This window comes from Luteolibacter algae, from assembly GCF_042683045.1.
Classification (GTDB): domain Bacteria; phylum Verrucomicrobiota; class Verrucomicrobiia; order Verrucomicrobiales; family Akkermansiaceae; genus Luteolibacter; species Luteolibacter algae.
In genome coordinates, this window is sequence record NZ_JBHUIT010000002.1 from 95,828 (window position 1) to 109,797 (window position 13,970).

A 13,970-nucleotide genomic window follows, 5' to 3' on the forward strand; every position below is an offset into this window, starting at 1 on the left:
AAAATTATTTGGTTATGGTTTCATCCAGATTGAACAACTGCCCTGCCACCAGGGTCCATGCCGCCAGCTCGGGCGCGGGGAGCTTCCCGTCCGGTTTGGTTTCGCCCACGGCGATCGCAAGCTCCGCTTCATCAGGGTTTTCACCGTAATACTTCTCCGCTGCCTGATACGTCTCCTTCACAAAGCTCCGCTCCACCTCGTTCAATCGACGGTCGAGCAGGCGCAAGCTGATATGATCCAACCCCGCATCGAAATCCTCGCCCCGCTCCACAGCATTCTCTGCAAGCACCCGGCCAGCTTCGACAAATTGCGGATCGTTCATCAAAGCGAGTGCCTGCAGAGGCGTGTTTGTCACATCCCGCCGCACGCAAAAGGTCTCACGTGTCGGTGCGTTGAGAATCTCCATCGCAGGAGGAGCAGCCGTCCGTTTCCAGAACGTGTAAATCGATCTCCGATAAAGCGCCTCACCGGAGTCTTGTTTATAGTGGCGGGTGTTTGACTGCGGCATCGCCACTGCCTCCCAGATGCCTTCCGGCTGATAAGGCTTCACAGGAGCTCCGCCCACCTTGAGGGAGAGCAATTCCGCGCTGTGCAGCGCCATATCCCGGATCTGTTCTGCCTCCAGCCGGATCCTGGGGCCGCGGGAAAGCAATCGGTTCGCTGGATCCGCCTCGAGTTTCTCCGGGCTGACCACTCCCGACTGGCGATAGGTTTTCGACATAACGATCAGCTTCGCCATGTGGCGGTAATCCCAGCCGCTGGCGATGAACTCACTAGCCAGCCAGTCGAGCAATTTCGGATGGCTCGGGCGCTCCCCCATAATGCCGAAGTCCCCGGTGGTGGGCACCAGGCCAGTCCCGAAAACATAGGACCAGAGGCGGTTCATCGTCACCCGGGCAGGTAGTGGGTTCGCCGGATCATTGAGCCACTCGGCCAGCCCCAAACGGTTTTTCGGCACGTCTTTTGACATCGGTGGCAGCATCGCCGGAGTATCGGGAAAAACTTTTTCGCCAAGAGAGGAATATGCGCCGCGGACCAAAACGTGGGCAAATGGCTTCTCATTCTTCTTCTCTTCAAAAACCAAAGTCGTGGAACCTCTTTCCAGATACGGGGCCAACTCCTTATCCACCGCGCCGATTTGATTGGAAATCTCCATCGACTCCTTGTCCGCAGTTGCCAGAAAATGCTCGAACAAGCTTTCTGTTTGCTTCTTCGTCCGCTGCTCCTCCGGTAGTGAGATCCAGTAGGAGATTTTCTGCGAGTTTGCGATTTTTGCGATTTCTGCTTGCGTCAAAACCCGCCTATACATCCGGAAGTCCTGTAGCGCGACCTGTTCGGAAAGGCAGGCTCTACCTCCTTCTCTGGAGCCGAGACGGAGCGGCACGGAATTGCTGATTTCCCCCTCCAGGCTGTTCGGGCCCGGCTTGCCTTTGATCATCTCTCCGTCGACATACAGCTTCATCGTTGAGTATCCGGGCTTTGTGCCATCAAAGGTGACCATGAGATGATGCCACTGGCCTGACTGCACCGGCTTCCTGGTTAGGAACCGATTGGCAGATTTCTGCCATTTCTCGATGATGTGACCGCCAATTTTTCCCCGATCAATGAAAAGATCCCAGCCCGGCATGTCATCACTGGCTTCCATTTTCGCGATGATCGCACCTGTTGGTTTCCCTTTGAAATAAACAAATCCACCGTAACTGACCTGATCGCGCCGAGCAAATCCACCGATGTCTCCCAGCTCGATTCCGCTTTTTGAGACCACGATAGCCTTACCCAGCGGGCCATCGATACGCTCCACATCAGCTGCCCATTCGCGCTCGGCGCCATCGACATTGCCTTTGATGCCACCTTGTCCCTCATTCATGGGCAAATGAAGAACCAGCGTGTGATCGAGAGGCTCCGGGGCCTGGACTTTTCCAGCATTTACCAACCATGATTGGAAATCGCTCTCCGCAAGTTCACGACGGTTCTTTAGTTTTCCCTGGAGTTGTCTTTTCTTTCCGCTCAGCTGCGCGAATTGCTCCCTATCATCCGGGATCGGCACGAAAATGGTGGGCGGATGATCCGCAGCATTCCGATCCATCGCCGGCATCGTGTTGTTTCTGAAAAACGCAGTGAGTTGGTAAAATTCCTTCGTGGAAAACGGATCGAATTTGTGATCGTGGCAGGAGGCACAGCTTGCCGTAAGTCCCAGCCAAATGGCTCCAACGGTATCCACACGGTCCGCCGCATAAATCGCCTCATACTCCTCGGCAATCGCTCCGCCCTCACCTGTCGTTGAAAGGCAGCGGTTGAATCCTGTAGCCACCTGTTGATCCAGGGTGGGCGAGGGCAACAGGTCCCCGGCGATCTGTTCTTTCGTGAATTGGTCCCAGGGCATGTTGCGGTGGAAAGCGTTCACCACCCAATCCCGGTATGGCCAGATTCCCCGATAATTATCGATGTGGATCCCGTGCGTATCAGCATAGCGTGCCGCGTCCAGCCAATGCCTCGCGAATTGTTCCGCGCTCTGCATCGTGCCCAACATGCGATCCGCCTCCGCTGACACGGCAGCCTCCGCATCCTTCCGATATGCTTCGGCAAAACGATCCGTTTCCGCCGGCTCCGGCGGCAAGCCGGTCAGATCAAATGAAAGCCGCCGATGGAAACGGCGCACTTCCTCGTCAGGATTCGGCTTCAGGCCGGCCTCTGCCATTTTCTCCAGAACAAAGGAATCGATCGGGTTCCCCGACCAATCGTTCTCAACCGGTTCTGGCTTCGAAATCGGCTCGTAGGACCAATGGCCTTCATACTCCGCGCCTTGCAGAATCCACTTCTCCAGAAGCGCTATCTCCCTTTTCCCCATCACCTTGTGACTCTCCGGAGGCGGCATGATATCGCCTTGATCCGTGCTTTTGATCAACTTGATGAGCTCTGACTCCTCCGGCTTACCTTTTACGATAACCGGCGCACCGAAATCCCGGACCTGGAACGCATCTTCTTCCACATCCAGCCTCAGCGGTTCCTTATCCGGCCTACGGGTGCCCGCATCAGGGCCATGGCAGTGGTAGCAGTATTCGGAAAGAATAGGCTGGATATGCTCATTGAACGAAATTTCCTCCGGCAGAATCATCTCCCCGGACACTTTCGCCGGCTTTTCCGCAGTCTCGTGGTGAAAGACAATCGTCTTCTCCTTGCAACCTGCCAGGAGAACCACCAGAAGGAGCGGCTGCCATAGCTGCCACTGGGTATTTTTGAAAATCATATGCCTCACGGTGAAAAGTTTTATTTGGAATCCAAGGATTCTCCATAAGATACGTTTTCCGGGAAATTTGATACGTTTTCCGGGAAATTTGTCTTACAAATATTCCATGGTTCCATGGCACCTGGCAAAGCTCACTCACATAATTCCCCCAAAGCTCGGTTTTCTGGTTTCGGCCACGGCCGTTCTGGTCTCTGATTAGCGCATGAAACGTCTTTTCCTCCTCGATGGCATGGCTCTGATTTATCGAGCCCACTTTGCCTTGATTACCAATCCCATTCGTAACTCGAAAGGCGTCAATACCTCCGCGCTGTATGGCTTTATCAACACGCTCCTATCCATTTTGGAAAAGGAAAACCCGACTCACCTCGGAGTCGCCTTCGATACCTCAGCGCCGACACCGCGCCACATCAGATACCCCGCCTACAAGGCGCAGCGCGATGAAATGCCGGAAGAGCTCGCGGCATCCATTCCCCACGTAAAAGCACTGTGCCGTGCTTTTGCGATACCTGTTCTCGAAATCGACGGATTCGAGGCGGACGACCTCATTGGCACTCTTGTCAAACGCGCAGAGCCGGACGGCTTCGAGTCCTACATGGTCACTCCCGACAAGGATTTCGCCCAACTCATTTCCGCAAGCACCTACATGTGGAAGCCGGGGAGAAAAGGCACGGACCACGAGATCATCGGTCTCGACAGGCTTCCCGAAATCTGGGGGGTGGGTGAGCCGCACCAGATCATCGATCTATTAGGCCTGATGGGCGACGCATCGGACAATATTCCCGGCATTCCCGGCATTGGGCCGAAGACCGCCCAAAAGCTCATTACCGAATACGGCTCCATCGAGAACCTCCTTGCCAACACCGGCAAGCTGAAAGGAAAACAGAAGGAAAACGTCGAGGCAAATAGCGATCAAGCTCTGTTGTCCAAAGAGCTGGCAACCATCATCACCGACTGCCCGCTGGAAGTCAGCTGGGATGACCTGATCCTCTCCCAGCGCGATGACGAGGCGCTCAAACAGCTTTTCACGGATTTCGAATTCCGCTCCCTCACCAAGCGACTTTTCCCCGGCAGTGCCGATATTTCGCCAACATCTGGCAGCACAAGCCCGCCGCCTGAGACCCGGACGCTCTTCGATACCTTCAAGACCATTGCGGAAGTTCCACACTCCTACACGCTGGCAGACACCCGGAAGCTTCAGGAAAAACTGTTCGAAGAACTCTCCACGCAACAGTCGTTTTGCTTTGATATCGAGACCACATCGCTGCACCGCCACTCTGCAAAACTCCTGGGGATTGCCTTTTCGTGGAAAGCCCACGAGGGCTGGTATTTGCCGATCACGGATCTTGATTCACAGCTCCCTGCGATCAAGGCCATCCTCTCCTCTCCGGCGGAAAAAATCGGCCACAATCTCAAATACGATCTATCCGTTCTCCACTCCCACGGAATTACCGTTACCGGTCCATTTTTCGATACCATGCTCGCCGATGCACTCGCCGCCCCGGAGCGCCGCCATAGTATGGACTACCTTTCGGAAATCCTCCTCGGCTACACCCCCATCAAGCTTGCAGATGTCGCAGCCGCCGCTGCCAGCGAAGAGGAAAACACCACCGACGATTTATTTGCATTCACCGAGAAGAAGAACAAGAAATCCAAAGAGCTCGATATCGCTTCGATCCCACTGGAAACCCTCGCCCAATACGCGGCGGAAGACGCGGATGTAACCTTCCAGCTCGCCGCGAAACTCCGTCCGCTATTGAAGGAAACTGGACAGGATAAAATCTTCTCGGAAATCGAATGCCCCCTACTTCCCGTGCTCGTCCGCATGGAAATGGAGGGAATCGCAGTCGATCTGGAAGCACTCGAAACCATCTCCGCGGACCTTCAGCAATCCATCGATCAACTGGCGAAATCCATCGAAACCCACGCTGGCACGCCATTCAATATCGCCTCTCCGAAACAACTGGGACAAATCCTTTTCGATCACCTGAAGCTTCTCGATAAGCCGAAAAAGACCAAAACCGGCCAATACAAAACCGACGAGCAGACGCTTTCCTCCCTTCTCGGCATCCATCCCATCATCGAGGATATTCTTAGCTACCGGGAGGCGACCAAACTCAAATCCACCTACATCGATGCGCTTCCGAACCATATCGCTCCGGAAACGGGCCGCATCCACACCCACTACCACCAGCTCCTGGCGGCCACCGGCCGCCTTGCCTCATCTGACCCGAATTTACAGAACATTCCCGTCCGCTCGGAAGCAGGCCGGAAAATCCGCCAAGCCTTTGTCCCGCGTAAAAATTGCAAGCTCCTCGCCTGCGATTACTCCCAGATCGAGCTGCGCGTCATGGCCGCCCTTTCCTGTGATCCGACGATGATCTCCGCCTTCCAGGACGGCGCTGACATCCACACGATCACCGCCGCGAAGGTCCACGGAGTCACCCCCGAGGAAGTCACCCCAGACATGCGGCGCTCCGCGAAGATGGTGAACTTCGGCATCATCTACGGCATTTCCGCCTTCGGCCTCTCCCAACGGCTCTCCATCCCGCGTGCGGAAGCCGCAGCTATCATTGATGCCTATTTCCGCGAGTATCCGGCAATCAAACAATACATGGAACGGACTGTCTCGGAATCCAGGGAGAAGGGTTATGCGGAAACCATTTCCGGCCGCCGCCGCCATTATCCGGATCTCTCTTCCGGGAATGCCGGTCTCCGTCAAAACGCCGAGCGCGCCGCGATCAACATGCCCATCCAAGGCACCTCTGCGGATATGATCAAACTGGCTATGATCCGAATCGATGATCTACTCCGCAAAAAGCCCTACCGGACAAAAATGCTCCTTCAGGTTCACGATGAACTCGTCTTCGATCTCCATCCCGATGAGGAATCCGAGCTCGTTCCAAAAATCCTCCACATCATGGAGTCCACCCTTCCGCTCCCCCATGGCGTCCCCATCCTGGTGGAAAAAGGCACTGGCTCCAACTGGCTCGCCGCACACTAATATGCATGAAGGCTTTTGCGGAGCATCTTGCCGAATTTTTTGTTGTAGGGATGGACCCGGGTAGTCGGCTGATTGTCTTTGACCAAGGGGCGGCCCTCGTTGGCCCATTTGAAAATGGAGCCTTCAAGGTTGAGCGCTTGCGGCACGGAACTTCCGAGGCGTTCGGCCAAGGCTGAAGAGCGGTAGCCAACCGAGCAATATACGACCACGGCTCTTTCCGGATCGATCTTTGCCAGGATTTGCTCGGCGCTCGCATCTGGATCGCAGCGGATCGCACCGGGAAGATGACTCACGGCGTATTCCTCTGGTTCACGGATATCCAGCAGCTGCGGAGGCTGCCTTGCGGAATCGCCCAACCATGCGGCAAGTTCTCGGGTAGAAATCATCTTCACGTCCTCGAACTTCCCGGCAACCTTTCGGGTCATCTCTTCCAAATTTTCCTCCGGGCTGGAATTACTATCGCACGCACTGAAAACCATCGCCACTGCGAGAGTTGCGATCCGGAGGGATTTTCCCATCATCAGAAATCTCATTTTTGATTTGGTCGTCGGGTTTTCGCAACCGGTGTTTTCAACAAGCCGATCAGAGTCTGATGGGACCCATCATTGAAATCATCCAATCCCAGAATAATACTCTCCGGCTTTTCGTTGATCCGGAAGCTACGGAAAATCCTGTCCCAGATCGAAAGAAACGACGAGTAATTGGAGTCCGTTTCCAGCTGCCAGCGCGAATGATGAACCTTGTGCATAAAAGGCGTAACGATGAGCACGCGGAGCCATCGATCCCATTTCGCGGAGATACTGATGTTCGCATGATGGAACTGCACCACGGAGAACATCAGGAGCTCGTAAACAGCAATATGCTCCAATTTTAACCCGAGCAGAACGATGAGCGGGATCCTTAAAACCGATGAGATGATGATCTCTCCGATATGGAACCGGTTCGCGGTGGTGACATCCATGTGCGAATCCGAGTGATGCATGCGGTGGAATCTCCAGAGAAACGGAATACGATGATTCATCCTGTGCCACGCGTAAGTCCAGGCATCCAGCATCAGCACCGCACCTACGGACGCGACTACCGCAGGAGGGGAAAACCAGTTCAGCAGACCGATCTGATTTTGCTCCGCCCAATTTGCCGCCAGCAACCACACACCTACAAATAAGAGCGCCGTCATCGCCCCATTGGAAACTCCCAGGACGAAATTCTTCACACCATGCCCCAGCCTCTTCCCACCTTCCGCAAAGTCAAAGAACGGATGCATTGTCTCCCATGCGAGGAGCAATACCAGAACCGATATCGCGATGAACGGCTTGGCATCTGCCATCTGGATCAGGAGAAGCATCATGATGAAAAAAGTTTCAACCGGGACATGCCGAGGATGCAGGCTCCAGCGAACCTGTGCAGCTACTACCGTGTCCCGCGGTGCAGCCAAAGCAGTGATTTGCCGTTAGGATGGACTGCATTCCCATGGATTGCGGGGTCACGTCCCATAGAAAAAGCGGTTTGCCTCCGGCACGCTGTTGCATCCGGAGCATTTGATTAAAATCGCAATCGAATACCTCCCCTTCGTAACCAATGTTGATCGTCGAGCGGCACATCAGGCCATCGACCGTTGTCGGGTTGAAACTATTTGCCAGCAGCTCCATATAATCGTTCCACTGGCCGTTTTCCCGCAACTCGACCGCGAAGCGGGCGATCGGCAAATTCGTGATCGCAAAAAGACGGGTGAAGACGATGCCATAGCGCCTTTCCAGCTCCACCTTGTAATCCGCCTCCAGTTCCTCCTGGTTCGGAGGGAGGTTCGCGCCGATCGGGTTGTAGACGAGCGTCAGTGGCAGCCTCGTCCCATAACCCGCCGCATTTAGCTTTTTCAGCGCACTGATACTTTTTTGAAAGACTCCATCCCCACGTTGTCCATCGACATTATCCTCCAGATAACATGGCAAAGAGGCCACCACCTCCACGGCGTGTTCCGCCAGATACCCGGGAAGGTAGGAGTGGGATTTTGTCTCGATGATTGTCAGGTTGTTCCGGTCGATCACGTGGGACCCCACCGAGCGCGCGGTTTCCACAAAATATTTGAAAAATTCGCTAATCTCCGGCGCACCTCCGGTGATGTCCACTGTCTTTGGCTTGTGCTCCAAAATCCATGCTCCGACTTTGTGCGCCACCTCTTCCGTCATCATTTCTGTGCGATGCGGCCCGGCATCCACATGGCAATGCGTGCATGTCTGATTGCACTTCCGGCCGACGTTGATCTGCAAGGTCTCGAAGCGGCCCCGTATCAGCGGCACGCCTTCCTGTTGTAGTTTTTCCTGGAAAGGATTCATGGTTTTTTTTTGAGCTAGGAAATCAGATTTCTATCAGCAGCACGCCGCACCATCACCACCTGTCACGCAGTTTGCGGCAGCAGTCGTTGCACGACAATCCTGCCCTTTCGTCTCCTTCGGATGCCGTTCCCGGCCGGCCTGACAATCGAAGGGCTTCGCCTCCTCCGGCGGAATTCCGGTCAGTGGCTCAATGAAACTGAAATGGGATTTATAAGGTAGCCGCTGATAGAGTTGAAAGGTTTTGTCACACACCGCATAGCGCTTCCCGCGCTCCATCGCATGCCCATCATCATCAAGGATTTTCAGAAACGGCCCATTGTAAATCACCGCCTGATTCCGTTCAAAACACGGTCCTTGTTTTCCTTTCCAGGCTTGGACGGTCACAGAGCGGAACTCGATGCCCTCCACGGTTTGCCACGGTGCATCGTCGCGTTTGAGTATCTCGATCCCATAGAATCCCGCATCGGCAAAAGCCTTTAGAAAACCTTCCTCAGTGTATGCTCCGCTAATGCATCCGCTCCACAGATACGGATCGTCCTGCAGATGGAGGGGAATCTCTTCATCGGACACAATATCGGAAATCACCGCCCGCCCGCCATTCTTCAGGACGCGGAAAATTTCCTCGAAAAGCTGCTTCTTCAGACGCGTTTCCACAAGATTCAGCACGCAATTCGAGACAACGACATCGATGCTGTCGCTAGCGATCAGAGGCTTCGCATCCCGGAGCCGGGCCGCAATTCCATCTGCCGCGATATAGGCATTCGCATCAGCTATCGGGTTCTTACGGAGTTCTTCATCCAATAGCTCCAGATCCAGGCCCAGGTCCTGGATCCTTCCTTTCCGAAACTCGACGTTCGAATGGCCGATGTTCCCGGCAACGATAGGTGCATTCCGGCGGGCGACTTCCAGCATGTCATCGGTCATGTCCACGCCGATGACTTTTCCCTCAGGTCCAACGACCTGGGAGGCGATGAAACAGATTTTTCCGGTGCCAGAGCCGAGATCGAGAACCGTTTCGCCAGGATTCAGGTGTTTCGAAGGATCTCCGCAACCATAATCCTTTTCTATGACTTCCGAGGGAATCGCTTTGAGATACTGCGGATCATAATCGACCGGACAACATAGCGCCGCCTCTGAGGCGATGGCAGCCGCGGAATAGCGGGCACGGGTGGCGGATTCCGCCGAGGCTAAGGAAGATTTGGAACTCATAGATAATGGAAAAGGAGGATGATTCGGGCCTTGTGCAAACCGAAGGATTCCCGTTGGGATGCAGCGTAAGCCATCCATGGGACTCCGCAACCCGCCCTCACATTCCAAAAAAAGAACGTCACAGCAATCCGGCCAGCTCTTCCACACTGTCCACCACATGCTCCGCACCGAGCAATCGCTCCCGATCATGATAGCCCCAGGTGACGGCAATACATTTCATCCCTGCGTTTCCCGCTGTTTCAAGATCCATTGTAGAATCCCCAATCAAGGTGGCATCTTCCGGGTAAACTCCCAGTGCATGACAGACTTCCAATGCGCCTTGCGGATCCGGTTTGTGTGGCAGCCCCTCACGATTTCCCAGAACCACTGTAAAGGTATTCTCCGGAAAAATTTTCTCAACGATCTCGGTCGTGAACCCATGGGGTTTGTTCGAAAGCACCGCCAGGCGCGAGGCACCTTTTGAAAGCTGGTCCAAAAGCTCCGGAATGCCGGGATATGCCACAGTGCCATCCGCCCAGGTTCTACCATAATCTTCTGCAAATGCGGTCACAATCTTCTCCAAAAGCCCGTCCGACACTCCAGGCGGCAGGGCCCGCTGTGCGAGCATCCGTGCTCCATCACCGATAAACCCACGGACTGCGGACTCGCCGTGCAACGGCAGATCATACCGTGCCAATGCCCGGTTTAGCGATCCTGCGATCCCCGCAAGAGAATTCACCAAAGTTCCGTCCAGATCGAAGATATAGGCTCTGCTCATGCCCGTGGAGATAGTTCATAGCAGGCTCCGCGCCCACCTTTTTTCCTCCCAAGCGCCATACAGTTCGCCTAGTCTCCGGGCGTGGCAGAAACGATTCACAAGACACAAGGCAGCTCCCTCTGGAAAGATGCATGGCACCGGCTTTCGAAAAATAAGCCGGCATTGTTCAGTCTCGCGATCCTCAGCTGCATCATTATCGCCTGCAGCATCGGTCCGTTTTTGCCTTTTGTGAAAACCCCTACGGAGATCAATCTTGCGAATGCCGTGGCGAAACCTAGTGCCACCCATTGGTTTGGCACGGATCAGCTCGGCCGGGATCTTTTTGCCCGCGTGCTCTACGGCGGGCAGGTCTCCTTGCTGGTAGGCTTTGTCGCCACAGCTGTCGCAGTCTTTATTGGAGTCATCTACGGGGCTATTTCCGGCTATATCGGCGGGATTCTGGACACCGTGATGATGCGTTTTGTCGATATTCTCTTCGCTCTGCCGTTTCTCGTGTTGGTCATACTTTTCGCCTTGGTCGTGGACGAGCCGTCCTCAGCTTTGACGACATGGATCATCGATACCACCGGCTGGCCACGCGATCGGGTGGCTCCCATTACCACATTGATTCCGCTATTCATCGCGATCGGTTCCATCGGTTGGCTGACGATCGCCCGCATCGTCCGCGCCCAGGTGATGAGTGTAAAAAAACTTGAATTTGTGGAAGCAGCGATCTCCCTGGGCCTGAGCCAGACCCGGATTCTTTTCCGTCACATCCTGCCCAACGTCATCGGTCCGATCATCATCTATACCACACTAGCCGTGCCGGGAATCATGCTTCTGGAAAGCGTCCTTTCATTTCTGGGTCTCGGCGTAAAGCCGCCAAATTCCTCCTGGGGCATGTTGATCAAAGAAGGGGCGGACCGGATGGAGATCACCCCCTACCTTTTGCTTTTCCCATCGATTTTCTTCGCCACCACACTCTTCGCGCTGAATTTCCTGGGCGATGGTCTCCGCGACGCGCTCGATCCGAAATCCTCCAAAGATTGAGCAACGACAAGGATACCGCCTAACAAAAGCGCTCTGGATATTTGCCAAGCCTCCCCGTGTGTGTGATAAACCTCATGTGAGAGTTTCCGCGATCGGCGATGTTTTCAAGATTTGGCTTTGGGCGGCGATCTCGCTCTTGGGCGGGATTTTGCTCACGCCCATCGCCTACAACGGAGGAAAAGCACTTTCGGAACTCTCCGGCACGAAGGACTTCAACGGCTTCCTCAACAAAGCTGCCGCGTGGAGCGGAGCTACGGAAATGGAAGATTTCTTCAAGATCTGCTGGCCACTATGTGCGATTCTTCTGCTTCTGCCACTTATCGAATGGTTACGGCTTGGCACCGATAAAAGTAGGGAAACTCCCTGGGAAATCCGCATTCCCAGCCCTACCGGCAGCAACCTTGAGAATGCCCAGCCGCTCTTGCCGAACCAATATGGTCCCCTCCAAGGCGTCACCGGTTTTCTCCTGACTTTCGGCAGTTTTGTGCTCATCGGCTACGCAATGGTCCGCGCGGGTTCATTCACGTGGGCAAGTGATTTGCAGGCGTGGCGCAGGAGCCTGGTCATCGATATCGGTTGGGCACTTGTCATGGCTCTCATCATCGAGGTCTTCTTCCGCTGTGTCGTCCTCGGAATTTTCCTCAGAGCGATGAAAGTCCTGCCTGCCATTGCACTGGCTTCCGCTCTCTTTGCGGGAATCCACTACATCCTGGCCGGCTTCCAGAACACCTTGTCGCTGGATGGCGAGACGTTGACACCGATGCATCTGGCCCAAGTTCTATTCTTCGGGGGGGATTTGATTCCACGCTTCATCATCGTTTTTATGCCTTGGTTCACCTTCGGATGCGTGCTCGGCTGGGCTCGCTGGCGCACCGCCTCCCTGTGGCTTCCCACTGGATTGTTGATGGGTTGGTTGCTCGCCGATCAGCTTTTTACCAAGGCGACAAAGACGGTGGAAATTCACGATTCCATTGCGAAATATCTTGCTGCGGATTCCGTCCACAACGGTCTCATTCCTCTGCTTGCCGTGATTACTCTCGGAGGCTTTGTCCACATCATCACCGAAGGCTATGTTTTTAAGAAAAAAGCCAGCGAGTAAGATACTGGACTGGCTTTACCCTTCGATCTGCAGTCTCTGCGAGTGCGGGCTCAGCGAGGGAAAATCTCTCTGCAACGAGTGCGCAAGCGAACTACCACGTATTGTCACACCGTTCTGCGATATTTGCAGCGAGCCCTTCGACGGGCAAATCGATGGTGATTTCGATTGCCCGAACTGCAGGAGAATCACCTTCCACTTCGAGTTCGCACGCGCCGCGATGGATCGCTCGGACGGAATGCTGGGGCTAGTGCATGGCCTGAAATACGGCAGGCAGATCCACCTGGCACGGGATCTCGGTGCGCTATCCGCGGAAGCATTTTCCGATCCCCGTTTTGCGATCGCGCTGGAGGAGAAGTGGCTGCTGGTCCCCGTCCCGCTTCATTGGATCCGCAAGCGGCAACGTCATTTCAACCAAGCGGAAGAAATCGCCCGCGAGCTATCAAAGAAAACCGGGCTCCCCCTCGCGGACCTGTTATACCGCTCCCGCAAAACTCCCACCCAAACGCGCCTTACGCGCAAGCAGCGCATGGAGAACCTCAAGGATGCATTTGCGGTTCGTAAATCCTGGCGAAAGAAAAACCCGGCGACCTCCAAGGAAGTGCCGGGCGTAATATTGGTGGATGACGTATTCACCACGGGCTCCACCGTTGATGCCTGTGCGAAAGTCCTTCGCAAAGCCGGCGTGCCGAGAGTCGCCGTGCTTACAGCGATGAGAGGGTAATATTGCGGAAATCGACTCCCATCACAACTCCCGCATGAATCTGGAGACCGATGGGGCCTTCCAGTTTCTTTGCTGAATCGGAGACATACTCGCAGACTTCGGTTCCGTTGAGCTCGACGGTGTAGACATTGCCTTTGACCGTGATCTTGAAGTGATTCCACTCGCCATCTTTCAGGAGCTCGGCCACGCCTTGCGCTTCCTGCGGATAGCCCTTTTTGCTGCCAATATATGGTGAGCCGGTGAGATCCCGTTTCTGGGAGCGGGAAACTCCGATCTGGATTTGCTCATTGTGGCTGCGCAGGAAAATCCCGGAGTCCACATCGCCTTCAAAACGGAAATCCGTTTCCAGGACAAAATCTTTGTATTCAGCGGTTGTCCAGAGAATCGAGCCCTGCTTTTTCTCATCACTCTGACCGACGATCACGCCGTCCTTTGCCTGCCAGTAGTCCGCTCCTTCGACTTTCCATCCATCAAGGGTTTTACCATCAAAAAGCGGTTCCGGCGCGGCGTTTGCGAAGACAGCGCTCACCAATAAAAGTGCGAGAGTTTTTAGTTTCATGTAAAAGAACTACGA

Annotated in this window: 11 protein-coding genes; 4 read left to right on the forward strand and 7 right to left on the reverse strand. The window is 54.7% G+C overall.

Features of this window, described 5'->3' with window-relative positions; all coding sequences use genetic code 11:
- Positions 1–4 precede the first annotated feature (4 nt).
- Positions 5–3,247 (reverse strand): DUF1553 domain-containing protein, encoded by a 3,243-nt coding sequence (locus ACFSSA_RS01730; RefSeq protein WP_386818043.1) that lies wholly within the window; start codon positions 3,245–3,247, stop codon positions 5–7.
- Between the two features lie 202 nt (positions 3,248–3,449).
- Here ACFSSA_RS01730 and polA point away from each other — a divergent pair, with 202 nt between their 5' ends.
- A complete protein-coding gene (polA, locus tag ACFSSA_RS01735; RefSeq protein ID WP_386818044.1) occupies positions 3,450–6,248 on the forward strand; it encodes a DNA polymerase I in 2,799 nt (932 codons plus the stop codon).
- On the opposite strand, the gene ACFSSA_RS01740 is transcribed toward polA, so the two are convergent.
- The 5 genes from ACFSSA_RS01740 to ACFSSA_RS01760 form a co-directional block, all read right to left on the reverse strand.
- Positions 6,245–6,781 (reverse strand): rhodanese-like domain-containing protein, encoded by a 537-nt coding sequence (locus tag ACFSSA_RS01740; protein ID WP_386818045.1) that lies wholly within the window; start codon positions 6,779–6,781, stop codon positions 6,245–6,247. The genes polA and ACFSSA_RS01740 overlap by 4 nt on opposite strands.
- Entirely contained in the window at positions 6,778–7,596 is an 819-nt protein-coding gene (locus ACFSSA_RS01745; protein WP_386818046.1) for a sterol desaturase family protein, read from the reverse strand. The genes ACFSSA_RS01740 and ACFSSA_RS01745 overlap by 4 nt, the downstream gene beginning before the upstream one ends.
- Before the next feature lie 13 nt (positions 7,597–7,609).
- Positions 7,610–8,581 (reverse strand): arsenosugar biosynthesis radical SAM (seleno)protein ArsS, encoded by a 972-nt coding sequence (gene arsS / locus ACFSSA_RS01750; protein ID WP_386818047.1) that lies wholly within the window; start codon positions 8,579–8,581, stop codon positions 7,610–7,612.
- 33 nt (positions 8,582–8,614) lie between these two features.
- Positions 8,615–9,790, reverse strand: a complete 1,176-nt coding sequence (locus tag ACFSSA_RS01755; RefSeq protein WP_386818048.1) for a methyltransferase domain-containing protein — start codon at positions 9,788–9,790, stop codon at positions 8,615–8,617.
- A gap of 118 nt (positions 9,791–9,908) precedes the next feature.
- A complete protein-coding gene (locus ACFSSA_RS01760; RefSeq protein WP_386818049.1) occupies positions 9,909–10,547 on the reverse strand; it encodes an HAD family hydrolase in 639 nt (212 codons plus the stop codon).
- A gap of 81 nt (positions 10,548–10,628) precedes the next feature.
- On the opposite strand from ACFSSA_RS01760, the gene ACFSSA_RS01765 reads away from it, so the two are divergent.
- Genes ACFSSA_RS01765 through ACFSSA_RS01775 form a run of 3 tightly spaced genes read left to right on the forward strand, consistent with a single transcriptional unit; the run spans position 10,629 to position 13,396 of the window.
- On the forward strand, positions 10,629–11,576 hold the full coding sequence (locus tag ACFSSA_RS01765) for an ABC transporter permease (RefSeq protein ID WP_386818050.1): 948 nt from the start codon (positions 10,629–10,631) through the stop codon (positions 11,574–11,576).
- 58 nt (positions 11,577–11,634) lie between these two features.
- The gene (locus tag ACFSSA_RS01770; RefSeq protein WP_386818051.1) at positions 11,635–12,675 is read left to right on the forward strand and encodes a CPBP family intramembrane glutamic endopeptidase; all 1,041 of its coding nucleotides are present in this window, start codon (positions 11,635–11,637) and stop codon (positions 12,673–12,675) included.
- Positions 12,647–13,396 (forward strand): double zinc ribbon domain-containing protein, encoded by a 750-nt coding sequence (locus tag ACFSSA_RS01775; RefSeq protein WP_386818052.1) that lies wholly within the window; start codon positions 12,647–12,649, stop codon positions 13,394–13,396. Before ACFSSA_RS01770 ends, ACFSSA_RS01775 begins: the two co-directional genes overlap by 29 nt.
- Here the strand turns inward: ACFSSA_RS01775 and ACFSSA_RS01780 are convergent.
- Positions 13,377–13,955 carry a 3-keto-disaccharide hydrolase gene (locus ACFSSA_RS01780; RefSeq protein WP_386818053.1) on the reverse strand — a complete coding sequence of 193 codons (579 nt, stop codon included), beginning with the start codon at positions 13,953–13,955 and terminating at the stop codon, positions 13,377–13,379. The two genes, ACFSSA_RS01775 and ACFSSA_RS01780, sit on opposite strands and share 20 nt — an antisense overlap.
- Between the last annotated feature and the right edge of the window lie 15 nt (positions 13,956–13,970).